This window comes from Deltaproteobacteria bacterium, assembly GCA_019308995.1.
GTDB lineage: Bacteria > Desulfobacterota > Desulfarculia > Adiutricales > JAFDHD01 > JAFDHD01.
In genome coordinates, this window is the sequence record JAFDHD010000042.1 from 1 (window position 1) to 25347 (window position 25347).

Below are 25347 nucleotides of genomic sequence, written 5' to 3' on the forward strand. Positions count from 1 at the left end.
TGGCAGGTGGATTCCCTGGATTCAGTCGCCATTTCGGACAGGATGAAAAACCTCGAGTATGATTTTGCCCAAGGCGGCTGGACATGGATTTACGATCCTGACCTACAGGCCACCGGGCTGTATCATCCTGACGGCGGCTTCAACTATGGCCGCAGCAACAATGAAAAGGCCATTGAACTCATCCTGGCCGGTCGAAAGGAAGTGGACTTGGTCAAGAGGCAGAAGATTTACTTTGATCTCGAAAAAGTCCTTTATGACAACTACGAGGACGCCTGGATGTGGTGGGAGATGTGGCCCACGGCTTACAGTAAAAAAATTAAAGGTTACAACCACAAGATGTCGGTCAGGCACAAAGAGGTCTGGTCCTGGTCTCACCCCAACTGGTTCGAGGGTGGAAGGCGTTAATTATAGGAACAGAAGTAATAGCAAGCATATAACCTTAACCCAGCGGGCGGTCTGATGGAACATGGTTTCACAGGCCGCCCGTAAATTTTACTGGTAGATTTACAACTTCTCCAGAGGGCCGGACGGATCAATCATCTTCATGGAAGCGGTGCTTTTTCATGAAAAGATTTCATCTCGCTATAACCAGTCCCTCTACTATTGACACCTGGATAATGTTATGAGTTAATCACATTTCGAAGGACTTTCAATTATACAATCAAGAAAAAACAAAAAGGAGGTAAGCCATGGCTTGGGAAGATTTAAAAGAGATTTTTCGGCCGGAAACCGTTCATATGGGAATAATGGCAGTTGATGAGGAAGAGTGTACAAGTTGTGGATTATGCATTGAAAACTGTCCCTTCAGGGCCTGGGAGATGGATGAAAACGACATTCCCAGGCTAAAGGACGTGTACGAGTGCTTCAGCTGCTACAACTGCATGGTAGCCTGTCCGGTCGAGGCCATCTCTATCGTGGAATCGTACCATGTGGACAGCGGCTTCTATGCCTCTGAACCGAACCCTATCCCGGCCAAGATGCCTTTCGACCCCAGGGACGCCGAAGGGAATACGGATGAGTGGAATACCATTGAGAGAGCGATCTTTGAACGGCGGAGCGTCCGAAACTTCAAAGAAGACCCGGTCCCTGAAACCATTATCCGGCGGGTGCTTGAAGCGGGCCGATTCGCGCCCACCAGCGGGAACTGTCAGCCCTGGAAATTCGTTGTCGTTACGAACAAGGCCATGATCACTGAGATGAATGAGGCCATGTACGCCGTGCTGGCCGGGATGTATAACATGTACACAGATGACGAACAGACGAAAAATGTGCTCGTTCCCATGTATGAGGCCGACCCGAATCCCGGCCTATGGGATCCCCGCATCATCCTGGGCGGCATCGGCAGCGTCTCCCGGAAAAATGCCCCGGTTTTTCTGAACGCGCCGGTGGTCATCCTCATAGCGTGCGACGACCGGGCCATCGGCGGCCCGCAGATTCAGGCGGGTATCTGCGGCCAGAATATGAATCTCGTGGCCAACTCGCTCGGAATCAAGGCCTGCTGGGTGGGGTTCAGCCAGACCCTCGAGATGGTTCCGCCTGTCAAAGAAAAACTCGGGCTCAAACCACCCTGGAGAATTAACAACGCGCTTGTCTTAGGCTACCCCAAATTCAAGCAGGAAGGGGTTGTGCCGCGGGAGTACAGGCCGGTGATCTGGCTCCGCGAAGGCAAGGAAGGTTCCGAGATAGATTAAAAACACGATAATTATCAGTAAGTAAAGAGTGATTGATCTGGCGAATCAACTCAGCCGCTAATGGAGATTTTTCCTTATGAATTACGTGAAAGGTGTTTCAATTAACTCCTGCCTGGGGCAACGTAAGATTGATACCCAAGGATCCCCGGTCGGCATGGTCAGAATGGATGTAAACCACTCCTACGCCGGCATCGGGGACCTGCTCATGGACTATATCAATAACTCGGACCAGGAGGCCTGGGAGAAAATCACGGCCAAGATCAACTACACCTTTGAAAACCTTAATCTGGCCTTGACTCCGCTAAACGGGGAAACGAACTTCATTCATGAAATAAACGCCAGGGTTTCAAGGGGGCAGAAGCTCCTCTTTAAACCCAACCTGGTTAATATCCACAACATAGACCCGCGCACTCACGGCCCCGGCTTTGGGAACACCGCCTGCACCGAATGGGCCTTTATCGCGGCCTTGATGAGATGGTTTCATGACAACGCGGGCGTCAGCTACTGCCAGATGAGTCTCGGCGAGGCCGCCACCACCATGGCCTCAGCGGCCAGTTTGTATTCCATGATTAATCCCCAAGGTAAAGCGGTAACCACCGAGGCCGTCATCGAAGGCAAGGCCGGCGATTTCTACGGGGGATGGGGATTCTATTTCGCCCGGAAATATCTGGCCGAGACCCTCGAACCATCGAGCGCCGAGGACCCCATGAAAGGCTTTGATGATAGTGTGGCCGGAAATTACATCCCGCCGGGGCACGTTGCGGACAGGCTCATGGTTTACGATCTGAATCGTATCTGCGACGATCCGAACAAGGGACGGGAGGTCGAGGTCCCGGGCGGGGTCAATTTCAGCTCCATTACTCTGCACAAGGCCGTTGTCGGCGGGAACCCGGCCGATGCGGAGGACACTCGCTCCTACCCGGGGTGCGTCCTGATCAACGTGCCCAAGCTCAAGATGCATAATATCGCCATCTTTACCAATGTCATCAAGAACCTGGGCATTGGCCTTTATCCGATGCAGGCGGCCAGTGAAGGCGGCTGTTCATGGGATTACAGCTTCCCTCACACCGATGTGCCAGGCATGAAGGCGCGCATCCCGCACCAGGTTTGGGAGGCCGAGATAGACCACGAAACCGCCATGCCCAAAAGAGACGCCAGTGGCAGTTATATCGTTCGCAAGACCGGCGGCCTTCCCGCGACTATGATTGACATCATCAAGGCGGTCAGCAATCAAGGCATCTTCATGTTCCATGCGGTTGACGCCATCGAGGCCATTGATTGGGACAATACCGGTTTTGTGCCCGATACGAAACGGGCCGAAGGTCTGGTTTTTACCGGTCTCGACCCGGTGGCGACCGACCTTTTATGCGCCCGTTATGTTTTCAGCAATGTGCCTCTGGAGGAGGCAATCCAGGTTGATCTGGACGATGGAACAGGCGGCCGGTTTCCGCAGAAGGCGCCGGTGCCAAAAGTTGAAGGCAGTGATATCGTAACAGGTACAGGCTATGACTGCCCGCTTGCCCGCGACATATCTTTCGCTCACGCCGAAAAAAACGGGCTGGGGCAGAGAAAGTATTATGTGGTCGGCCACGATATCCTGACCGGCGCCCCGCTTGTTTCGCTTGAGGGCCACTTAGGCACGGTAAAAGACGGCGCCTTCTCAGACGTCTTCACTCAAAATCTTTATTATGACGTGAGCAAGATTTGCTGGGATTTACAGCTGACCTCGTTCAAATACCTCGAAGCCGCAGACTCCCTGGAAGGCGCCTCATATAAGGAAAAATTCTTAGAAGCCTTTGACGAGAACGGCGACGGTGTCGTCACCTATGAGGATTTTGGAAAAAAGGGCCTTTGGGGTGTCCTGCTTTATACCGGAGCCATGTCGGCCTCCAGGATGGGCTCGGAGCTTCTCGGCTTTATGAAAGGCAGTTTTCTATCCAGTATGACCACTACCAAATGCTGTAACCCGCTGTGGAACCCCGGGGGGCACGATATCCTGGACGGTTTTTCCATGAACGTGAATTGCCAGGTCGCCTACCGGTTGTCCCGGGCGGACAATGAAGGCCAGGACCCTTTTCTTCCTTCCCTGACCTGGGGCAAGGGGAGGTGGCCCAGCTTTCAGTTCGCCAACTACGTTCGCATAGGGACCGTGCTATACGGCCCTGATTTTCCCAGCAAGGTAAATTCAGAACAGGGCATGTACAGCCAGGCCTTTCGCTACGCCGACTTGACTCAGAATCAGGGTCGTTATGCCCTTGCTGAAGCGGCCGCGCCTGGATCAGACGCCTTACAGCTTTATGTGGTCGAGGTAAAAAATGGACAGGCAAAGCCAATGGATTTTACCATCTATGTGCCTGCTGGCTATGCCAAATTCAACGGGATGGAGGTTCCTAATATTGAAGAAACAACCGACCCGAACAAGCTGCTCACGGCCAGGTTTCAGGACGGTCAGGAAATTTGGGCGGAATTAATGGCTTAACGAATAAGCCCGGCAGCTTGAACTGAAGAAAGAAGGAGAAAAGCGAGATGAGCAAAGTCATAATCACTGTGGCGGTCATCGGAGCTGGACCGACGCGGGAGCAGAGTCCATATATCCCCATCACACCTGCCGAGATCGCGGACTCAGCGGTGGAGGCCTTTAACGAAGGGGCCAGCATCGCTCATATCCACGTTCGCAATCCTGAAACAGGAGAGCCGTCGAATGAGGTCCATCTCTTCGAGGAGGTGGTTGAGCGCATCACGGGAAGATGCAATATCATCCTCAACCTTTCTACCGGCGCCGGAGGTGGTCTTTACATCGGGCCGGATGGAACGACATTGACAGACGATATACAAAGCGCCGAAAGAAGGGTCGAACATGTCCTGAAGCTCAGGCCTGAGATGTGCTCCCTTGATATTGGCACCATGAACTTCGGAATCGGGATATTTGCCAATACCCAAGGCATCGTGGATAAAATGGCCGAACTGATAAAAGGGGCCGGCGTCAAGCCGGAGGTGGAACTCTTTGATGCCGGCCATATCGAAATCGCCAGGCGGCTGCTCTCTTTGGGCCTGGTGGAGGAGCCGCCCCACTATCAACTCTGCCTGGGCACTCAGGGCGGCCTGGCCGCCACTCCGAAGAACGCGGTCCATTTTTCTGAATGCCTCCCTCCCGGCGGCACCTGGTCCGTCTTTGGCGTGGCCCAGACACAGTTTCCCATGGTGGCCATGGGCGCGCTTCTGGATGGACATATCAGAGTCGGGTTTGAAGATAATCTTTACATGAAAAGAGGCGTCAAAGCCGAACGGAACGCTGACCTTGTCAAGCGGGCCGCCGATATCATCAAGGACCTCAACAAGGAGGTGGCTTCGGTAGACGAGGCGCGGGAGATACTGAGGCTCAAGAAGAAGTGATGCCGCGTCCAACGGACTATTTTATCGGAGACAGCGAATCTGCACGGCTGGCGTCATAGAGGAGATTTTTATGAGTAATTCTGAGAAAGATTCAGACGAAAACTGGGCGCCTGAGATCGAAGAGCTTCATCGTCGCGAGAGCCTGACTGCTCAAATGGGTGAACCGGGACGGATTGAAAGACAGCGCGCCGCGGGCCGCCTCACGGTTCGAGAACGAATTGATAAACTGCTCGATCCCGGGACGTTCCATGAGACGGGTGGTATTGTCGGAGCTCCAACCTATGAAGGAGACCGACTCGTCAAACTGCGCGCCTCTAATTTCATCATGGGCCGAGGACGTATTAATAATCGTCAGGTCGTGGTTGGAGGCGACGATTTTACCATTCGCGGCGGAGCGGCTGACGCGGCTATTGGACGCAAGGCTCCCTACGCCGAGCAGATGGCCCTTGAGCTTCGTCTGCCCATGATCCGGCTCATCGAGGGGACCGGCGGCGGCGGGAGTGTCAAGACCCTGGAGACGATGGCCGGGACCTATGTGCCGGCAAATCCGGCCATGGACACCATGGTGGCTTTATTGGAGACCGCTCCTGTCGTAAGCGCCGCCCTCGGACCAGTGGCCGGACTCGGCGCGGCTCGAGTCGTTTTTTCACATTTCTCCATTATGCCCAAGAAGACGGCTCAGGTTTTTGTGGCCGGGCCGCCGGTGGTGCTCCCGGCCACCGGGCAGGATTTCAGCAAAGAAGAACTCGGCGGGTCTCACATCCACGCCCGGGGATCAGGCGCGGTGGATAATGAAGTAGGTTCTGAGGAGGAGGCCTTCGAGCATATCCGGCGCTTTCTTTCTTACATGCCGGATTCGGTCTACGAGATCCCCCCGGTCATGGAACCGGTTGATCCGCCTGAGCGCCGGGAGGAGGAACTCCTTCATATTATGCCCAAGAGCAACCGGCTGACTTATTCGGTTCGCCGCATCATCGAGCTGGTTCTGGATGCGAACAGCTTCTTCGAGATTGGAGCCAGACAGGGGCGTTCAGCCGTCACTGGCCTGGGGCGGCTCCTGGGCCGCCCGGTGGGCGTCATGGCCAACGACCCGAGGTTCTATGCCGGAGCGGTCACGGCCGGTTCGGCGGATAAAATGATCCGTTTCATAGACATGTGTGACACCTTTCACCTGCCGATAGTTTACTTTGTTGATAATCCTGGATTCTGGATCGGTGTGGAGGCGGAGAAGCAGGGAACGATTCGTTTTGGCGGCCGCTGGATTTTTACCGTATACCAAGCCACTGTTCCCTGGTGCTCTATCATTTTAAGAAAGGTTTACGGGGTGGCTGGAGCGGCCCATGGAAACCACGCCCGCCTCAATCTTCGCTACGCCTGGCCTTCTGGAGAGTGGGGCTCACTGCCCATTGAAGGCGGCGTTCAGGCAGCCTATAAGCGGCAGATCGAGGCCGCGGAAGACCCTGACGCCTTTCGCGCTGAACTCGAAAAACGCCTTAAAATGGTAACCTCTCCCTTCCGTACGGCCGAAATATTCGGGATTGAAGAGATCATAGACCCTCGCGATACCCGGCCGCTCCTGTGCGAGTGGATCGAAACCGCATACCGCCTGCTTCCAAGCGAGCTGGGTCCGAAGCGGCGAGGTATACGCCCCTAGAAATAAAGCCAGGGTCAGGATAACTCCTGCCCTGGCACAGCCTCTCTGTAAACATCCTGCGGCTTTTTTTTCGTCCGATTTTAATATTGGTTTCTGCCGGCTGGGAGAGGAAAAATTTAATGCTCAAACCAGGGCCAAGCCACCTCAAATCTGACGCGGCTTCGATCTGGTGGCGCCTGGAAGAAACCAAAGACTGCCCGGTTCCTTTACCCCCCCCCTTGCAAAACAAATGGCCGGTTTGCTACCGATCAGTCGTTATCCAGGACAACCAGCGCATCCACGGCGATAGGCTTATCATCCAGTATTTTCATAGGGTTGATGTCAATCTCGCGAACCTTCTCCAGTTCCATCCCGATATTTCCAATGGCAATTAAAATATCGGCCAGGGCCTCCCGGTCCACCGGGGGCTGGCCGCGGAAGGCGTCCAGGATTTTTTTGGCACGGAAGTCCTCCATCATATCCATGGCGTCCCACCTGGTGAGCGGGGCGACGCGAAAGGATACATCTTCCAGGACTTCAGTGAAGATTCCGCCCAGGCCAAACATGACGCAGGGTCCGAACTGGGCGTCCCTGGTCAGACCGACCACCAGCTCGCGATCTCCCTTCACCATCTGCTGAACCAGAACCTCCTTGACTGAGGCCTCTGGATTGGAGACCAGTTTTTGGAAAGCTTCACGGACATCTTTTTCGTCCCGCAGGTTCAGGGCGATGACGTCCAGCTCGGTTTTGTGAGTCAGTTCTTCTCCTGAACCTTTCAGGACTATAGGATAGCCAATCTCCCCGGCCGCAGCGACCGCGTCGTCTTCGGCGCTGACGACCTTTTCCTTGGTGACGTTAATGCCGTATTCTGCTAAAAGCAGCTTTGATTCATACTCGGATAATGTCTTGGCGCCCCGCTGTAAAGCCTCTTCAATAATTTTCATCTCTTCTCTTGTCTCCTTTTCAGTTTTACGCTGGTGACTCTAAAAATCGCCTGTACTCGGCCATTAAGTGCAAAATCCGTACTGCTCTCTCCGGTGTCGGGAAAGAGACCAGTTTATAATCGTCTTTTCCCTGGAACCCTCCGTGGCCACGGGCGCCAGGTCGCCCTCGTTTCCGCTGCCCACAAACTTGTTGAACCCCACTCCTTCATCCAGCCCCCAGAATAACATCTGAGCGCCAAGATTACCACTTTAAGAGAACATGGAAATAGGCCCATGCAAAGGCATCACCGGCGGCATCAAGGCATGGAGAATCAGCCCGGCGCTGAAAACACCCATGGTGTTCGGGCCTACGACACGAACCCCGTGCGCTCTGGCGGGGGCCACCACCTCAGCCTCAAGTCGCTCCCCCTCCGGGCCGGTTTCACTGAAATCCGAAGAAACGACGATGACATTGGGAATCCCTTTGGCCCCGCATTCCTCGATAAGACCGGCCACCAGGGGCGCGGGTGTGGTGATTATGGCCAGGTCCACCGGCTCGGGGATATCTCCAACCCTGGCGTAACATCTGAGCCCCAGGATGGATTTCTGCTTGAGGTTGACCGGGTAAACGGGTCCATGGAAGTTTCCCTTAAGAATATTCAAAAAAATGATGTAGCCCCATTTTTGAGTCGAGGCCGAAGCGCCAATAAAGGCAAAAATTGCTGGATTGAACAGTCTGTCAAGATCCAAGCTATTCATGTCTTTTATCTAATTCCGCGGCTTTGCTTGGAAATTCTTAAGCCCCACGCTCTCCTGGCAGCTCAAGATCATCCTTTCGATTCTGTAATTCTCTGAGGTGTCAAGCAGCCTCATCCGCTAAAAAAAAAGAAGGCTCAATATCATGGATCGGCCCACTTAACACCGATCACGTCCTGCATGACGCTAAAGCGCCACCACGGGGACAATGACCACTCAAATATATCACCTTGAGTTGGGATAAGCAACCCTGCTGAAAACTTGTTGTTCTTTTTACGTGATTTTCATCTATAATGAAATCCCTGGTTAGGGACTCGGACCGGGTGACAGGGCCATGCTTGTAGCAAGCTGAAATTCATTGGTTTTTTTACGATTGTGAAAAGGAGGGAGAAATGACTGAACCAAGCAGACTCTTATCATCGTTTATAATGAAAGGGCTTACCTTAAAAAATCGAATTACCATGGCGCCTCTTTTTCTGGGATACGCGAACACGGACGGGACCGTCAGTCCATTGCTCCTCGACCATTACGCAGAGATGGCGGCCTCCGGCGCGGCCCTGATCGTTGTGGAGAACTCCGTGGTGGACCCGTCAGGGCTGGGTTCACCATTTACCCTGCGCCTGGATGACGACCAGTATATTTCAGGTCTGTCTGAACTCGCCCAGACCATCCATGATCATGGCGCGCTCGCCTTTCTCCAGATCAATCACGCCGGCCGGTACGCCTTTATGCCAGATAAATTAACCCCTTCAGCCGTTAAAATCGGTGAAACCGAGACTAAAGAGATGGCCGGCCAGGACATTGATCGAATCGTCGAGTCATTCGCCAGCGGGGCTAGAAGGGTGCAGGCATCCGGGTTTGACGGGGTGGAAATCCATGGCGGCACCGGGTATCTGATCGTCCAATTCCTCTCCTCCCGCACCAACCTTCGAGGCGATGATTACGGCGGGAGCCTTGAAAATCGAATGCGTTTCCCGCTGCGTGTCGTGGATGCGGTCATGGATGCGGTCAATAAAGGTTTTCCCGTAGGGTATCGTTTTTTAGCGGATGAATTGCTGCCCGACGGGCTCCATGTGGAGGAGACGGCCGTGCTGGCCAAAGAACTCGAAAAACGCGGCCTGGCTTACCTTTCTGTCATGGCCGGAACCTATGACGCCTTCGTGTTGCCTGAAAATATCGAGAATGAGAAAAAGGAAGCCTACATGACGCACTACGCGGCTGAGATCAAAAAGGCCGTGCCTCAAACCCCTGTCATTACCGCTGGCAGAATACAAACGCCTGAAACGGCTGAACGAATCATTAGGCAAGGCACGGCCGATCTTATCGGCCTGGCCCGGATTCTCCTGGCCGATCCTCTCTGGCCTCAAAAGGCCGAAGGACTAATCGAATGGCCGATTGTCGAATGTGAACCTAACTGTTCTTTGTGCATGAGGCGGAACATGGTCGGCAAACCGGCCTTCTGTTCACAGTGGGACAAGGATCGGCAAGAGGCCTTTTTAAACAGGATTGGCGAAAAACCTGAAGAGGCTTAACCTAAGCAAAGACATGCCATGCCAGCCTTTTAGTAGTATTATGGATGGGGCATTCGCCGCATACCGCATGGCTGACTCTACAACGTCTCCAGCTTAAAAGCCGTTCAGATCACCATGAAAAGTGGCAAAATAATCAGGCTCGGCGCCGATGAGCCGGATTTATTGTGTCAGGCCATCGAACAATCGCTTTAACTTCCATATACATTGACATCCTGCCTGGTCATGCCTATAATATGTCAAAATTGATATCATTTGGAGAAGCCTGTCTTGCTCATTGACTCCTTTCAGAGAAAACTCACTTACCTCCGCCTTTCTGTAACCGACCGCTGCAATCTGCGCTGCCAGTACTGCATGCCGCACGGGATGATCTCCAAGCTTGATCATGATGACATTCTCACCTATGAGGAGTGCCTGATTGTGGTCAGGGCGGCTGCTTCCCAGGGTGTGACCAAGGTGCGCCTTACCGGCGGCGAACCTCTGGTGCGAAGGGATCTGATTCACTTCATTTCAGAGCTGTCCCGGCTGCCGGTTCCTCTTAAGCTTTGCCTGACCACCAATGGCGTTTTCCTGGCCGACCTGGCGGCGGACCTTCATGCGGCCGGTATACGCTCCGTCAACGTCAGCCTGGATTCTCTTGATGCAGGAAATTTTTACCGTATTACCGGTCGGGATGAGTTCCTTCGGGTCTGGCGCGGCCTGGAGACGGCCCTGGCTCAGGGGTTTGAGCAGGTCAAAGTCAACGTCGTGGTTATTCGCGGTCATAATGAGCACGAATTGATTGACTTTGCACGGTTGAGCCTGAACCGGCCTCTGGAAGTGCGCTTTATTGAGTATATGCCCATGGGTGAGCTCGGCTGCTGGTCGCGGGATAAAGTTGTCTCAACGGATGAGATGAAGGAACGTCTCGCCCCCCTGGGTCCACTGACGCCCGTTCCTTCCGAAGAGGGAGATGGCCCGGCGGTGAAGTTTCGCTTACCCAATGGCATAGGCGCGCTGGGCTTCATCAGCCCGGTGACTGAGCATTTCTGTTCAAGCTGCAATCGGCTTCGTGTGACCGCTGATGGCAAGCTCAGGCTTTGCCTTCTCTCAAACCATGAACTGGACCTCAAGACGCCGCTTCGCTCCGGGGCCACCGCAGCGGAGCTGGCCGCCCTCCTTCAGCGGGCCGCGCTGGATAAGCCGAGGCAGCATCGTCTGGAGGAGGCGCCTGACTACGCCTCCAACCGTACCATGAACCTTATCGGGGGATAAACCTGCCAGGCCCTGGCGGCCGGCGGCTTAAAGGACGATCTCAGGCCCCGAATTTGGTCAGGCGGCCGGCATGGGCCATGGCCAGCGGCATAAGGTCCACATGGCGTATATGTCCCAGCCCGCCGGTGGCGCAAGCCCTTTCACCAAATTCCTGATGATGATCCGGTCGGATGTATTTCGAGCGGAGTAAGACCGGCAGGGGATGCCAGCTATGGTTTTTCAAGAGGGCTGGCGTGGAGTGGTCGCCGGTGATAATGATGACGTCCGGGTTCAGTTTCAATATATCGGGCAGGACGGCGTCAAACTCCTCGATAACCCGAGCCTTGCCTTCGAAGTCCCCGTCCTCACCGGCGCTATCGGTTTTTTTCACATGGAAAAAGAAGAAATCGAAATCAGACCAGTATTTGCTCAGGGTTTCCACCTCACTGGCAGTGGTCTCACCCGTGGGAAGCACCTCCATGCCCACCAGGCGGGCCACACCACGATACATGGGGTAGGTGGCGATGGCCCCGGCCTTGAGGCCATAGATTTCAGGATAAAGAGGCAGGTCCGGCGCCTTGGCCAGGCCGCGCAAGTTGGCCCCATTGGCCGGGCGCTGGTCAGCCAGGATCTCGCTGGCCCGGGAGAGCCATCGGTTAAATAAATCGGCAGTGGCTTTGGCCTCAGGACGAGTCGGTTCCACTGGCAGGGGAGGCACGCCTACCTGCTGAGGATCGGTTTCCGTTAGTCCGTCAGCCAGGTCGTCACCCTGTAAGACCAGCACAAAGCGGTAATCCCTGACCGGTTCGATAAAGACCTCCACCCCTGGCAGGCTGATGTCCTTGAGCATCCCCACCAGTTCAATGCATTTTTCAGTGGGGATACGTCCGGCGCGGCGATCGGTGATAAAGCCTGTTTCAGGGTCCAGGGAGCAGAAGTTGCCTCGCGCCGCCACATCCCTTGGAGTCAGGTTGAAGCCAATACCCAGGGCCTCCAGGACGCCGCGGCCAATTTGATAAGCCAGGGGATCGTATCCGAAAAGAGAGAGGTGACCCGGGCCGCTGCCTGGTGTGATGCCTGGCAGAATCGGCACAGACAGGCCCAGCTCCGAGACCCTGGCCAAGGCATCCAGATGGGGCGTTCGGGCCTGCTCCAGTTCGGTCTTGCCTTCAGGAGTAAGCGGCAACCCTCCCAGCCCGTCCAGGACGATAAGGATAATTTTAGTTTCCGCGGGAATTTTAAGCTGCTTGATCAGGTCAATCCTGTTCATGATATTAGCCTCCAGTTCAAGGCCTGCTGGGCCTGCTGTTTTCCTAACCAGATTATGATAAAAGAGGTCAATTGACCACTACTTTTCCGAAAAGACCTTCCCCTTAAGGCTGATTTTTCTTTTATCTTCATCCGGGTGTTCCCGATAAAAGATGGCCACGTTTCCAATGAGGCCGACCATCTCGGCTTTTAATTTTTCTGTAACTTCTTGAGAAAGGATTTTCTTCTGATCTTTAAACGCATTGAACTTGACTTTGATGAGCTCATGGTCGTCAAGGGCCTGATCAATGCTGGCGAGCACGCTTTCGGTCAGGCCGCTTTTTCCAATCATAACAATTGGTTTTAAATTATGAGCCAGTCCGCGCAGATGCTTTCGCTCCGAACCCTTAAGCATGCTCATTTCTCCTGTCAAATAACTGCAACCTTAAGTCTGACTTCGCCAGGGCCCTGTCCATCGAGCCGCGCAAGGCATGATACACGAAAGACAACTTCAGCCCAGAAGAAGAAGAAAAAGGGGCAGCTTTTCAGCCAACCCCTTGTTTTAAATCCTGATACCTAATAGTTGCGCTGGATGAGTCCAGCAGACGTCACGCCTGTTTTTGATCTTTCAGCCACTTCACGGCCCCGCGATGCCGCCTCCAGGACAAATCAATCACTGAGACGCAAAAAATCGCCTCGGTCTTGTCCCCGAGACTGTAATAGTCTGGTAACTTAGCTGGCAGCCGTTTCTTCCTGGTCAGGTAGTCTTCAACGAATTGGTTCTGCTCGCGTGCCGTCTCAAGTGCGGCCAAGGCCCCTGCGGTGTCTTTGGCCAGGTATCTTTCAAGAACCCGTGACCAGTTAAAAACCGCGCCCCCATCCTGCTCGTATTCCTTAAGCAGCCAGCGTGCGCCCGCGAGGTCGCCGACCATCAGGTAGCACCCGATGAGGATGTCTCGCACGCCCTGATTATCATTGGGGTTGAGTTCGAGCATGGCCTTGTAATGAGCTATAGCCTCCTCAAGGCGTTCTGCTTCTCGAAGCTCTTCAGCCAGGGAAAAACGAGCCCGCATATAAGGCCGTGTTTCGATCATCCCCCAGAAATAACCCCGGTGTTCCTCGAAGTACTCCTCGCCCAGTTTATGCTGGCCCGCTTTGACGATCAGCTCCAAGAAGCTAATCCGCTCTTCCTTAGATTGGGCCGTCATCTCGGCCAGGATCATCAAGGCGTCTACACAAAGGGGATCAAGCTCCAGGGCCCGTGTAACCAACGAGACTACCTCCTCCGGGTCATCGGCCTCCCAGACCTGATAAATCAACTCCTGGGCCTGGTCTTCAGGGGTAACCGCCCAGGAGGCTTCCTCAGAGAACTCAGTGTCGTTCTGGTTGAAATCATCTAAGAAGGCCTGCATCTCCTTCTCACTCTCGAACTCCCGATCTGTGACAGCCGAGCCTAATTGGCGAAGCGTCCGCTCCATGGAGAAAGGTGAGGGTAGATCGGGGAAATCTTGTTCAGACTGAACTTTCGGCTCACGGGTGGTTGGTTTTTTCTTTCTGGCCGCCTTTGCCTTGACCTTTCTCTTCTTCTTTTTGTCCAGATTTTGGCTCATAATTTTTACCTCTGGGGCGTGGAAGCGGAGTTTTTTTTGTAAATTAGCCTTATCTATCGAATCAGTCAAGGAAATACAACTTGTCCAGCGTCAGGTGCGTGAAATATTGTCTGTTCAACCAGGTCATCCTTTCAGACAATTATTAGCCAGTAACTAAAAAGGGGTCAGCTTTTCAGCCAATGCCTTGTTTAAAATGCTGATGCCTAATGGCTGCGCTGGATGAATCTAATCAAAAGCCATGTCCGGTTTCCATTCCTGCCAGACCTTCCCGACCAGATTCGGCCCTGGCGTCAGGGTTGGCCTGCCTGGCTGCCAGCCGGAAGGGGTGACCTCTCCGGTCTCGCGAACGTGCTTAAAAGCCTGCACCTGCCGGATGAGTTCCATGACATTGCGGCCCACCGGCGGCGTCAGGACCTCCATGGCCTGAATAATGCCGTCAGGGTCAATAAGAAACCGGCCCCGAACGTTAACTCCGGCCTCATCGTCATAAACGCCATATACACGCCCGATTTTACCACCGGCGTCCGAAAGGATGGGGTAAGGCACGCCCCCTTCGACCATCCTGGACAGCTCCTCTTCCTGCCAGATCTTGTGAGAAAACCGGCTGTCCACGCTCATGGCTAAAACCTGAACGCCCAGAGCCTTGATCTCATCGTATTTAGCGGCGACCGCCGCCAATTCCGTTGGTCAGACAAAGGTGAAATCACCGGGGTAGAAGCATAAGACCACCCACTGTCCCTTGTAATCCGAAAGCTTTAGATTTTTAAATCCTCCGTCCACAAAGGCAACCGCCTCAAAATCCGGCGCCGCTTTCCCAACCTGCGCTGTCATAATAACCTCCTCTGATATAAGCTGATCTCGGATTTGAGATGTAAGCGTCTGTTCTTCCGGGACGCCGATTGGCCCCCCCGCAGGTTCAACACATGAATCTCGTGGCTCAGGCATCTTAACCTCCTTCCTTTTATTACGACAAATATTATTAATAAGTATCTTATCATAATTCAATGAACGCACAAAGGCACTCCGTTTTATATCAATCTTTTTCATGCCGCCCCGGCCCAATATCCAGAGCTTGGCCAGGGGGATACCATGTATGTTCCCTTTCCCACTCTGGCCTCTGAAACATTCTTGAGGTATTCCGCCAGTTCGACTAAGATCGTTCTGGCATGGACTAAATCCTTATTGCCAGCACGGTAAAAAATTCTAATAAGACATCAAGAGGCATCCCATGACGATCCCGGTTTACAAAGATGAAACAAAAAGCGTGGAAGAGCGGGTTCAGGATCTGCTCAGCCGTATGACGATTGAGGAGAAGATTGCTCAACTCACCTCGGTCTGGCTGAACCTGGATGCGCGTTCCGGCGAGGTCTCACCGAATCAAGGCCTTATTTCTGCGGATTTCGATCCGGCCCAGGCGATGCGTCATGGCATCGGGCAGATCGCCCGGCCCTTTGGCAGCCAGCCCCTTGATCCCGTCAAAGGCGTTGAGATGGTCAATGAGCTTCAGCAGAGGCTCGTGGAGGGCACCAGGCTTGGTATTCCGGCCATTTGCCATGTCAGAACTTGCGCAGCGTGCAGCGGCTGTTGTGGAAGCCTGGTTTCCCGGCCAGGCCGGAGCCGCGGCCATCGTGGACGTCTTATTTGGCGACCTCAACCCCGGCGGTAAAACGACGCTGACGTTCAGCCAGGGCGCGGGAACCCAGCCTGTATTTTACAACCATAAATTCCTGGCAAGCGGGATACCGAGGCTGCCTGAATCGGAGCCGGTTTTTGCCTTTGGGCATGGTTTGAGTTATACCACTTTTGAATATTCAGACCTGTCAATTTCAGCGGCCAAGGTGCCGGTGGACGGCGAGGCGACCATCAGCTGTACGGTGCGAAACACAGGAGACCGCGCCGGTGATGAGGTGGCGCAGCTGTACCTGCAAGACCTTACAGCCAGTGTCACCCGGCCGGTAAAAGAACTGAAGGGCTTTGTGCGGCTCAGCCTCCAGCCTGGCGAGGCCAAACAGGTTTCATTTTACGTGCCGGCTGATCTGCTGTCCTTCACCGGCATTGATTATAAAAGAATCGTCGAACCTGGCGCCATCAAAGTCATGGTCGGATCTTCCAGCGCGGATATTCGACTGAAGGGCGAGTTTAATCTGACCGGCCCGGTTCGTGAGGTGGGCGAAGATCGCGCTTTGATGAGCCGGGTGGCGGTAGAGCGGCTTAGGAGCTATTAAGGATTATACGGGTCCGTACCCTCGTGGCGTATTAAAGACGGAGATCGGCTGGGTAACAGGCGCGACGTAAGGAGCGTCCTAGTTGACCCAATTGTTAGCCATTTCTTGTCCTGCTAAGTTTCTTAACTTTTGCGATGAAAAGAACCATTGGATAGAACTCTCTGACAACGGCTCCTGAACTCATCTGTATGTCGAGAATCTTGGAATATGCCCTTGGCAAGTGCCATGCATATATGGCATTGGCCTTTGGACATTCTTTGCGTACTCTTGAAAGCAATTGATCAGTGTCCCTTACCTTCATTAACACATCACCGCGTCCGAAAACAGGCACGATTGCCAATGCAACACCAAACATGTTGCCACGGTACATAAACTCTAATACCTTATCCTCGCTGTTGTCCAGTTGATCGATAGCTTGTTGGAATGTCTTCTCAAGCTTGTATAATGTGAATTCTTCATTTCCATGCCGAAAATGTACGCGAATCCAGGCATGTTTCACCTCCAGAAGGTAACTACTATTGCGGTAGTTAAGCCAATAGTCAACTCTGCCTCCCGATTTCCCTCTCTTCCCTCTCTTTCCGCGCTTGATTGGGGATTCAAATAGGAAGAATCCCTTGGTGAGTTTGTCGATGGCGGGGGTCAGAAATGTGTGCAGTTGTCGCTCAGAGTAATAGAAGCCGTATTCCCGTTTATCGTTATCAAAGTTGTTGTAGTATCTCTTGAATAGGCGTGTTGTCTCCTTAAAAAGCGATTCCAGTAGCGACCGAGTGACGCGCATCCCCTCAATATCATTCAGATCATCGAATAGCCAAGCCGATGAAGTCATATAGAAATTGGCTCCTTTTTCACGGCTAACATTGTTTAGATTGATCCGCATAAGAAGCGGAACCCTAGTTTTCTGTCCGTATAAAACTCCTTTGTTTCACCGATTGCTTAAACAGTATATCTAAACCAAACAGATACTTATATCTCTTTGGGTGTTTTATGATGGTGTCTTATACGGATCAGTATAAAAACCTCCTCCATAACCTCAAAGTTCATTGACGGGGCTCCGAACACCAGCTGGTCCACGGTTAAGGACATGGGTATAGATCATCGTCATTTTGACATCGTTATGGCCAAGAAGGAACTCAATCTCGACCGCAGTTTGAGCCAAATCTTGCAAATCATCGGCATTACTTTACTTAAGAAAAGTCCTGTTTTTCAAGTGTTGACGGCCTCATACGACAAAATCATAGAGGAGGCTTCTGGCAACCAACTGACATTATTCGACTCTTAAACGGACAGTAGTGAAATATTACCTTAAAAAGATAACCACCACGGCCTGAACATTTTTGTTATATTATCAAATACAAAATATATAAGAGATACTATCTTGTCAACCCAGTTTGTGCCTGCGAAATCGCCTCTTCAACCGCTTAGCGTCACAATAGCTGACCCCCGTCAACCTCGAAGACTTAGATGCCCTGCCATAACCTGCCCCAGAATATAATACCTCTGAAGCTCCTTCTGACTCATGATTATCTTATCTCCTATAATGGGGACATTTTAATAGAGCTAACACATTGTGGGTTGCCGGGGTTGACAAAGGAGGATATAAAGGAGCTTGAAATCAAGGACTAGCCATAGCATAGATCTAGCTTTCTACTAAAAATTTATTACCACTAAATCACAGGAGGCTAATCATGGATGAACAAGAGTACCTGGATCGGTTGAATAAGTTGTGGGAGAAGAATTGGCCGGCGCATCTTCCCAAGGAGCCGCTTTATCCATTTGGCGAGATTTTATTGACCGATTACTTGAGGGAATGGGCCAGGCAGACTCCTGACAAGCCGTGTCTGATCTATTACGGGACCGAGTTGACTTTTAAAGAGCTGGACGATCTGAGCGACCGGTTTGCCGCCTTTTTGGCCGCAAAGGGTCTTCGAAAGGGCGACCGGGTGGCGGTCTTTCTTCCGAACTGCCCACAGTTTCACATTGTTTTTTACGGGATTCTCAAACTCGGGTGCGTTCACGTTCCGGTCAATCCCATGTTCAAGGAGCATGAATTTCTTTACGAGATAAATGATACCGAAGCTCACCTCATCGTGACGCTCGACCATCTGTTTCCTATCGTCCAGGCAGTCAAGGACAAGACAAGCCTGAGAGAAGTGGTTGTTACTCGTTTTGCCGACTATCTGCCGGAAGAGCCCACCATCCCCGTACATCCGACTTTACTGGCTCCCGGTCCGGATTGTCCCGGGACCATTGACCTGCTGTCCATGCTGGCGGAACAGGAGTCGAAGTGTCTGGATGTGGAGGTGAGCCTGGATGATGTAGTCGCCCTCAATTATACCGGAGGCACCACCGGCCTGCCCAAGGGCTGCGAGCACACCCAAAGGGACATGATCTATACCGCGGCTACTGCTGCGACTACTGGAGCCAGTGCGCAGAGGCAAGTTTCCAATCCCGTGATGCTGGGTTACTTTCCTATCTTTTGGATTGCCGGCGAGATTGGGGGCGTTATTGCTCCCATATTCACCGGGACCACACTTATCCTGCTTGCACGCTGGGACGTAGAAGCGGTATTAACGGCCATTGATCGTTACCAGGTTACGGCTACAGGAGGAGTGGTTGACAATTATTTAGAAATAATGGAATACCCCGATTTGGGGAAATACAACCTTCGCTCGCTCAATGCCTCAACAGCCTCTTCTTTCGTTAAAAAATTGACTGTAAAATATCGCTGGCAATGGAAGGAATTAACCGGAGCAACCTTGAGAGAATCTTCCTACGGCATGACAGAAACCCATACGGTAGATACCTTTACCGGTGGTATGCAGACTGACGACATGGACCTCAAATCCCAACCCGTGTTTTGCGGTCTGCCCATGCCTGGCACTCAATTTAAGATCATTGATTTCGAAACCGGAGAACTGGTCCCTCTGGGAAAGGAGGGAGAAATCGTCATTCGCACCCCCTCTTTAATGAAATCCTACTGGAACAAGCCTGAGGAAACAAAGAAGGCGCTGCGCCAGGGCTGGTTGTACACCGGGGATATCGGTATGCTGGACGAAGAGGGCTACTTACATTTCCTGGGCCGGCGCAAGGAAATGCTTAAAATGAAAGGCATGAGTATCTTCCCCTCCGAGATCGAGACCCTCCTGGGTCAGCACCCGGCTATCGCGGGCAGCGGTGTCATCGGCAAGCCTGACCCGGAAAAAGGCCAGGTGCCTGTGGCCTTCATAAAATTGAGCGCTGATTATCAAGGAAAGATAACCGAAGAAGAACTGACCAACTGGTGCCGAAATAACATGGCCACTTATAAGGTGCCGATTATCAAGATTGTAGAAGACCTCCCTCTGACCGCCACCGGAAAAGTAAAGAAAGAGGAACTTAAGAAAGAATTAGATTAACATTTGCCAAATTCGAGAAGAATATCGGAACGTTAATATGAGAATCACTATAACACAAGAAATTGGTTGATATAAATTGACACGAACAAGGATTATCCGACAGACTCCTAGGGTATCACTTTCTCCTCTTTAAACTGGGCGATTTCCTCCCAGGTGTAACCAGCCTCCAGCAGGACCTCCTCGGTATGCTGGCTGAACTCCGGAGCGGGCATTCTGATCGAGGCCGGTGTCCCGCTCAGGTTCACCGGGCTGGCCATGATCCGCATCAGCCCGTAACTAGGGTGGTCATACGGCAGGAAGAAACTGTTCGCCTCAGCCTGAGGATCATTCACGATGTCAAGGAGGGATTGTATCGGCGAACCCGGTAAATCTGAGATCAGGGGCTGCCATTCAGCCAGGGTTTTGCTCAAAAACGCTTCCCTGAAAATATGATACAGCTCCTTTCGGTTCTCCTGCCTGGCGTCCATCGTCGCAAACCTGGGGTCATGCTCCAGGTCTTCGATTCCGAGAAGTCTGCAGAATTTTGTCCAGTAGCGGTCGGCCTGGAGCGCGTTGAAGCGTATCAACTTGCCATCCCTGGTTTCATAGGTGTTGGCCAAGGGATTGGGAAGGCGCTCCCGGTAGAAATCGCCGAGACGCCTGAGGGCCTCCTGGGCTTCGGCCATGAGTTTGTCCCGGCGTTGTCTTTCTTCTTCCGTCCCTTCAAAGGCCTGAACTCGGTATTCATTTTCATCCTGACCGGTCGCCAGCGCTCCCGCCATGTCGAAGGTAAGCTGGTAGACTCCGGTATAAAGCAGCGATATATCCACCTCCTGCCCCTCTCCGATCCTGTCGCGGGCATACAGAGCCGCCATTACACCGAAAGCCAGACCCAGGCCGGCGACGTTGTCCCCGAAAGCAGGGCGCGGATTGGGACCGGACATGCCAGGGATGGTCAGCAGATGGTTTACCCCTGACCTGGCCCAGTACACGGTGGTGTCATAAGCGGGCATGTCTTTGTCAGGACCCTTCATGCCGTGTCCGGTGACGGAACCATAAATCAGCCGCGGGTTTAGCTTTTTTAGTGTTTCATATCCCAGGTCAAACTTTTTCCGCTCGGACAGCCTCAAGTTGGTCACGAAGACATCAGCGTTTTCCACGAGTTTATAGATGATTTTCCGGCCGGCCTCTTTAGACAGGTCAAGGGCCACACTCTTTTTATTACGGTTATAAGCCTCCCAGTTGTATGGGATATCGGATGGTATTCCGGCCGGACCGCCGCCGGCTCCGGCCTGAAGATTTCTCCATGAATCACCGGTTTTAGCGCTTTCGATATGGATAACGTCCGCCCCGAAGTCAGCCAGGTGGCGGGCGCACATTGGGACTGCCGCCACCTGGGATACGTCAATGACCTTGACATCTTGAAGCGCCATAAACATTATTATCACCCTCCTGAGAAATTACGACCTGCTGCTTAAACTCGGTGGTGTTCTTCTGGGAGTTGCAAGGTTCAACACAAACTATCTGTATATACTCCCTGTACTCTCAATCTTATATTTTGACTCTGCCGCGGGCTTCACCGAAGTTGATCGGGCCGGATATTACTTTTATCCGGACGTGGGAAGGTAGTCAAGCCGTTCTTTGACCTTTACCCTAAGCCGCAGCTTTTACGGGTATGACGCATCGTTGAAACGCCGTGCCTGGTATATGCCTGGCTGCCTTTTTTTTAGCCCGGCCGGACTTTATGCTTGACATCCGTGATGAAATGAATAAATTACCCATTGATCAGAGGTTTAACCATGAAATACGGTTTATCATCAACCAGGAACTTTCGCGCGGGTCGTATCGGCTTCCGGGAGTGGGGTGGATTTTAGCCTAATTTTTTAATGAAGGATATTTCAACGACCCCGCCGATTTCGCGGGGTTTTTTTTGGCCCGTTTTTTTTTCAAAATGAGATTGCGGTTGGATTAATAAGGCGTGATAGAAAATCGTATCATCTAAACACCAAGGAGTGAAAGTCATGGCGTTAGAAATCAGACCGGCAAGACCAGAAGAAATGGAAGAATTTAAAAGTATTCCGGCAACCGTTTTCTTGCCGCCGCCTGCGGAGCGGTCGGAGGTTCCGATGCGTCCGGAATGGACCCTCTGCGCCTTTGAAGACGGCAGGCTGGCCACATCCTATGCGGCCTGGCCGCTGACCATGCGCTTCAACGGGAAGGGCGTCTCTGCGGCCGGGGTGACTGAAATCGGTACACGCCCGGTTTACCGGCGCCGCGGCCATCTGCGGAAGATCACTACCGCGCATTTTGAGCTTCTTCACGAGCGCGGCGAGCAGCCCCTGGCCATACTTTACGCCTCCCAGGCGGCCATTTATCATCGCTTTGGCTACGCCGTGGTTTCCATGTTCAATGAATACAGCATTGAACCGCGCTACCTTCAATTTGCCTTGGTCCGGCCGGGTACAGGCGCCGTTCGAGAAGCAGGGGATGACGAATTTGAGTTATTCAAGGATCTCTACCGGCGCTTCTGCGCCGAAAGAACCGGGTACATCCATCGGTCTAAAATTACCTGGGAGGCTGGTGTTTTGGCCTCTCCGCCCAAAGGAGGCGTGCTGAGCAGGGTCATTTATGAAGAGGCCGGTGAACCGCTCGGTTACATAATTTACGCCGTAGAACCTCATCCGGTTCGGAAATCAACCGGACCATGGCAGCAGCTCTTTGTCCGCGACCTTGTCTGGCTCACGGCCTCGGCCTTTCAGGCGGCGTGGAACAGCCTTGCTTCCATGGACCTGGTAAGAAATATCAAGTGCCGCGCCCCGGAAGATGATCCCCTGCCGCACCTGTTAGCAGAGCCCCGCATGCTCCACAGCACCTCATACGATGGTCTGCTGGCTCGCATTGTTGATATCGAAAAAGTTCTTCCCGAGCGGGGCTTTCAGGAGGAAGGCGTTCTGACGTTTGAAATACTTGATGATTTATGCCCGTGGAACCAGGGCCGCTGGAAGCTTGAGACTTCCGCTGCAGAGGCGTCTATCACGCCCACCGGTGAGGAGCCGGACCTGGTCATGCCGATCAGTACCCTGGCCCTGCTTGTCTTTGGCCAGATCAGCGCCACTGAAGCGGCGCGCATGGGGCGCCTTGACGTCCTTAAACCCGATGCCCTCCCTCTCTGGGACAGGGTCATGCGCACCAAGTATCGGCCGTTTTGTGCGGATCAGTTTTAGAGGCAAGGAAACGATGATCAGGGAAGTTCGATTGAGCGACGGATGGGTGCTAATCAAACCGCATGGGCCTGATTACCTTGATCAGGTCTATGAAGCCGTGCTGGAGTCAAGGGCTGAGCTTATGCTATGGATGCCCTGGATTCATGCGGATTACTCGATCAAGGACACTAGAGAGTGGCTTAAAGCTCGCCCTGAGGCCTGGGAGCAGGGGACGGATTATGCTTTTGCCATCTTTGATTGTCAGGACGGTTTTTTTCTGGGCAGCTGCGGGCTGAATCATATTAATCGCGACGATGGCTTTGCCAACCTGGGTTACTGGGTCCGAACCGACCGGGTCCGGCGGGGTGCGGCCACGGCAGCGGCGAGGCTTCTAGCCCGGTTCGGGTTTGAAGAACTAAAGCTTAACCGGATAGAAATCGTGGTGGCCACGGGCAATAAAGCCAGCCAGCGGGTGGCGGATAAAGTGGGCGCCACTCGCGAAGGGGTCTTGCGAAACCGAATCGTCGTCCGTGATAAGGTTTATGACGCGGTGATGTTCTCTCTGATTCCGCATGATTTATTATAGGAATTCACGTTTTGGGGGCATAACGATTCCGGCTTGTCTTCATGCCTGCGGAAGCAGACATCCTTGTGCCGTAAAAAGCCGAAAAGAATACAATGTTGAAAACCGCTCTCAGCTCGGTGTGGTCATGAAATACTTTCCTGTTTCATCTCCAGATGAGCATTGACGGCGGCCAGGGAATGCGGCGGGGCGCCAAGGTCCCGGTCGAGGATCACGGGCAGGTCATACTGAAGCCGTGTCAAAACGGCATGTGTAAACCCGACCAGATCAGAGGACGGCTCTGACTCAAGCGCAGCGGATACAGCGGCGTCAATCATTTGAGCCACCTCGAGGCTTTCTTCCACGCTTTTTACAGCCTCCTTGCCTTGACGCACCGGATGGTTGATCCGTCTGCCGGTCTGGTATCCATGGCCCAGGCAGAGAGTTTGCAGAGGCAGTTGACTTAATCTTGCTGCTGATTGGATATATTCCGCGGCGTGAAAGTAAAAAGGCATCCATCCGGGAAAGATACCCCGCCCTTGGAGCGAGTCCCCGGTAAAGACCATCGCTTCCTTTTCCCAGTAAAGTGAGATGGACCCCGCGGTGTGGCCGGGCGTGTGCAGCACCTGCAGCACCATCCCGCGGCCGAGGTCAATCCGGTCGCCGTCCTGAAGCCAGCGATCTACTCCGACGATTTCACCAAGGTGCTGGGATAGAACCCGGCGCCTGGCGTCCACCTGATCCTCACGCCCGATTTTTCGCATCACAGCCGAGATATCGTATCTGCTGGATAAAAAACCCTCCGGCCCCATGGTAAAGGGCTCATCAGCAGTATGGTGCATAACCAGCTCCTTGGAAGCGCGTTTGATTGCTCCGTTTTCGCCAAGGTGATCCGGGTGGGCGTGGGTGTTAATGATGCAGTCAATATCGGCCAGCCCCAGGTTGAGCCCTTTAAGCGCCGGTTCAATGAACCGGGACACCGAGTCTGAAGCCCCGGTGTCTATCAAGGCCGTCCGCTCCCCTAACAAAAGGTAAAGTTCTACCTCAATCCCGATAAAAAGAGCGGGAATACGATAAACCTGCGGATGTATTTTTTCGATGGTCTCATTCATGCGATTTCCTTTTAGTGAACATGCCAGGCCTGTGATTAAGCCCACACATAGCGATCACCGCCAATGATCTGCTCCTTTTCCAATTCCGAAATTTCCTCCTCAGACAGTCCAATGACCTCCCTGAACACGTAATCATTGTGCTCTCCAAGGCGGCAGGGCGGAAGTCTGTATGTCGGAGGTGTTTGTGACATCTTCCATAAAAATCCGGGATAGCGATAAGTGCCTGTATCTGCCTGAAGGATGACCTGAAAAAAGCCCCGAGCATTCAGGTGAGGATCCACAAAGGCGTCCTTTTCATTTACCACCGGTCCGGCCGGAACGCCGTTTCGCTGCAAGATGTGAAATAGTTCGAAATTGTCGTGTCTGCCTGTCCAGTCCTCTATCAACCGGTCAAGCTCATCATGATGCTTTCGGCGGCCGGGCTGATCGGAAAACCTCTCTTCCCTGGACCAGGCCGGATGGCCCATGGCCTGGCACAGCCCCTGCCACTCCTCGTCATTATTGACGGTGACGTTGATCCAGCGATCTTCTCCCCGGCAGCGATAGCAGCCCTGAACCGCGGTGGGGTGGCGATTGCCTGATGTTCTTTGATTGCGGCCGTTGGCGATGTAGTCCAGGTGGACCTCTCCCAGTTGAGGAATGAAGCTCTCAATCTGGGCGAAGTCTATGGCTGTTCCCTGGCCCGTTTTCCTGCGGCGGCGCAAACCCATGATAGCGGCAAAGGCCGCGGTCGCCCCGGCAGAGGAGTCCATGTGATAGACCGGCGTATTAAGAATCGGGTGCTCATCGTCGGCATAGCCCCGCAGCCAGTTGTGACCGGTCAAGGCCTCGGCGTTGTCCCCCAGGCCGACATAA

Annotated in this window: 24 protein-coding genes; 13 read left to right on the forward strand and 11 right to left on the reverse strand. The window is 53.2% G+C overall.

The features are described from left to right. From JRI95_08735 to JRI95_08755, 5 genes are all read left to right on the forward strand, one after another. Positions 1 to 405: hypothetical protein (locus JRI95_08735; protein MBW2061631.1), on the forward strand; the 405-nt coding region annotated here is incomplete at its 5' end. Positions 406 to 689: 284 nt separating this feature from the next. Next, a complete protein-coding gene (locus JRI95_08740; protein ID MBW2061632.1) occupies positions 690 to 1691 on the forward strand; it encodes a nitroreductase family protein in 1002 nt (333 codons plus the stop codon). Between the two features lie 76 nt (positions 1692 to 1767). Then, positions 1768 to 4170: a DUF362 domain-containing protein gene (locus tag JRI95_08745; GenBank protein MBW2061633.1), complete on the forward strand. Its 2403-nt coding sequence runs from the start codon at positions 1768 to 1770 to the stop codon at positions 4168 to 4170. Between the two features lie 47 nt (positions 4171 to 4217). Further along, positions 4218 to 5084: a 3-keto-5-aminohexanoate cleavage protein gene (locus JRI95_08750; protein ID MBW2061634.1), complete on the forward strand. Its 867-nt coding sequence runs from the start codon at positions 4218 to 4220 to the stop codon at positions 5082 to 5084. 70 nt (positions 5085 to 5154) lie between these two features. Next, complete coding sequence (locus JRI95_08755) at positions 5155 to 6738, forward strand: methylmalonyl-CoA carboxyltransferase (protein MBW2061635.1); 1584 nt, start codon at positions 5155 to 5157, stop codon at positions 6736 to 6738. 248 nt (positions 6739 to 6986) lie between these two features. On the opposite strand, the gene JRI95_08760 is transcribed toward JRI95_08755, so the two are convergent. The 3 genes from JRI95_08760 to JRI95_08770 all read right to left on the reverse strand — a co-directional run bounded on the left by JRI95_08760 (position 6987) and on the right by JRI95_08770 (position 8399). After that, positions 6987 to 7661 (reverse strand): acetate--CoA ligase family protein, encoded by a 675-nt coding sequence (locus tag JRI95_08760; GenBank protein ID MBW2061636.1) that lies wholly within the window; start codon positions 7659 to 7661, stop codon positions 6987 to 6989. 63 nt (positions 7662 to 7724) lie between these two features. After that, a complete protein-coding gene (locus JRI95_08765; protein MBW2061637.1) occupies positions 7725 to 7889 on the reverse strand; it encodes a hypothetical protein in 165 nt (54 codons plus the stop codon). Positions 7890 to 7910: 21 nt separating this feature from the next. Continuing rightward, on the reverse strand, positions 7911 to 8399 hold the full coding sequence (locus tag JRI95_08770; GenBank protein ID MBW2061638.1) for a CoA-binding protein: 489 nt from the start codon (positions 8397 to 8399) through the stop codon (positions 7911 to 7913). A 425-nt stretch (positions 8400 to 8824) separates the two neighbouring features. Here JRI95_08770 and JRI95_08775 point away from each other — a divergent pair, with 425 nt between their 5' ends. Together JRI95_08775 and moaA are read left to right on the forward strand one after the other, a co-directional pair. Further along, positions 8825 to 9928 carry an NADH:flavin oxidoreductase gene (locus JRI95_08775; GenBank protein MBW2061639.1) on the forward strand — a complete coding sequence of 368 codons (1104 nt, stop codon included), beginning with the start codon at positions 8825 to 8827 and terminating at the stop codon, positions 9926 to 9928. Positions 9929 to 10195: 267 nt separating this feature from the next. Then, positions 10196 to 11179, forward strand: a complete 984-nt coding sequence (gene moaA, locus JRI95_08780) for a GTP 3',8-cyclase MoaA (protein ID MBW2061640.1) — start codon at positions 10196 to 10198, stop codon at positions 11177 to 11179. A 40-nt stretch (positions 11180 to 11219) separates the two neighbouring features. Here the strand turns inward: moaA and JRI95_08785 are convergent, their stop codons facing one another. The 4 genes from JRI95_08785 to JRI95_08800 all read right to left on the reverse strand — a co-directional run bounded on the left by JRI95_08785 (position 11220) and on the right by JRI95_08800 (position 14961). Continuing rightward, a complete protein-coding gene (locus tag JRI95_08785; GenBank protein MBW2061641.1) occupies positions 11220 to 12428 on the reverse strand; it encodes a 2,3-bisphosphoglycerate-independent phosphoglycerate mutase in 1209 nt (402 codons plus the stop codon). A 78-nt stretch (positions 12429 to 12506) separates the two neighbouring features. Next, the gene (yhbY, locus tag JRI95_08790; GenBank protein MBW2061642.1) at positions 12507 to 12827 is read right to left on the reverse strand and encodes a ribosome assembly RNA-binding protein YhbY; all 321 of its coding nucleotides are present in this window, start codon (positions 12825 to 12827) and stop codon (positions 12507 to 12509) included. Between the two features lie 187 nt (positions 12828 to 13014). Beyond that, positions 13015 to 14016, reverse strand: a complete 1002-nt coding sequence (locus JRI95_08795; GenBank protein ID MBW2061643.1) for a hypothetical protein — start codon at positions 14014 to 14016, stop codon at positions 13015 to 13017. 225 nt (positions 14017 to 14241) lie between these two features. After that, positions 14242 to 14961 carry a peroxiredoxin gene (locus JRI95_08800; GenBank protein ID MBW2061644.1) on the reverse strand — a complete coding sequence of 240 codons (720 nt, stop codon included), beginning with the start codon at positions 14959 to 14961 and terminating at the stop codon, positions 14242 to 14244. A 283-nt stretch (positions 14962 to 15244) separates the two neighbouring features. Here JRI95_08800 and JRI95_08805 point away from each other — a divergent pair, with 283 nt between their 5' ends. Continuing rightward, positions 15245 to 15682, forward strand: a complete 438-nt coding sequence (locus tag JRI95_08805) for a hypothetical protein (GenBank protein MBW2061645.1) — start codon at positions 15245 to 15247, stop codon at positions 15680 to 15682. Continuing rightward, positions 15570 to 16241: a fibronectin type III-like domain-contianing protein gene (locus JRI95_08810; protein ID MBW2061646.1), complete on the forward strand. Its 672-nt coding sequence runs from the start codon at positions 15570 to 15572 to the stop codon at positions 16239 to 16241. The genes JRI95_08805 and JRI95_08810 overlap by 113 nt, the downstream gene beginning before the upstream one ends. Before the next feature lie 94 nt (positions 16242 to 16335). Here the strand turns inward: JRI95_08810 and JRI95_08815 are convergent, their stop codons facing one another. Beyond that, positions 16336 to 17067: a hypothetical protein gene (locus JRI95_08815; protein ID MBW2061647.1), complete on the reverse strand. Its 732-nt coding sequence runs from the start codon at positions 17065 to 17067 to the stop codon at positions 16336 to 16338. Positions 17068 to 17926: 859 nt separating this feature from the next. On the opposite strand from JRI95_08815, the gene JRI95_08820 reads away from it, so the two are divergent. Further along, positions 17927 to 19636 carry an AMP-binding protein gene (locus JRI95_08820; GenBank protein ID MBW2061648.1) on the forward strand — a complete coding sequence of 570 codons (1710 nt, stop codon included), beginning with the start codon at positions 17927 to 17929 and terminating at the stop codon, positions 19634 to 19636. 107 nt (positions 19637 to 19743) lie between these two features. Here the strand turns inward: JRI95_08820 and JRI95_08825 are convergent, their stop codons facing one another. Further along, positions 19744 to 21054, reverse strand: a complete 1311-nt coding sequence (locus tag JRI95_08825; GenBank protein MBW2061649.1) for a CoA transferase — start codon at positions 21052 to 21054, stop codon at positions 19744 to 19746. Between the two features lie 257 nt (positions 21055 to 21311). On the opposite strand from JRI95_08825, the gene JRI95_08830 reads away from it, so the two are divergent. From JRI95_08830 to JRI95_08840, 3 genes are all read left to right on the forward strand, one after another. Next, the gene (locus JRI95_08830; protein ID MBW2061650.1) at positions 21312 to 21494 is read left to right on the forward strand and encodes a hypothetical protein; all 183 of its coding nucleotides are present in this window, start codon (positions 21312 to 21314) and stop codon (positions 21492 to 21494) included. Between the two features lie 142 nt (positions 21495 to 21636). Next, positions 21637 to 22839, forward strand: coding sequence for a GNAT family N-acetyltransferase (locus tag JRI95_08835; protein ID MBW2061651.1), 1203 nt, complete (start codon positions 21637 to 21639; stop codon positions 22837 to 22839). 13 nt (positions 22840 to 22852) lie between these two features. Then, positions 22853 to 23404, forward strand: a complete 552-nt coding sequence (locus JRI95_08840) for a GNAT family N-acetyltransferase (protein ID MBW2061652.1) — start codon at positions 22853 to 22855, stop codon at positions 23402 to 23404. A 122-nt stretch (positions 23405 to 23526) separates the two neighbouring features. On the opposite strand, the gene JRI95_08845 is transcribed toward JRI95_08840, so the two are convergent. Continuing rightward, positions 23527 to 24492: an MBL fold metallo-hydrolase gene (locus tag JRI95_08845; protein MBW2061653.1), complete on the reverse strand. Its 966-nt coding sequence runs from the start codon at positions 24490 to 24492 to the stop codon at positions 23527 to 23529. Between the two features lie 35 nt (positions 24493 to 24527). Continuing rightward, the coding region (locus JRI95_08850) for a CoA transferase (GenBank protein ID MBW2061654.1) at positions 24528 to 25347 on the reverse strand (820 nt) is incomplete at its 5' end.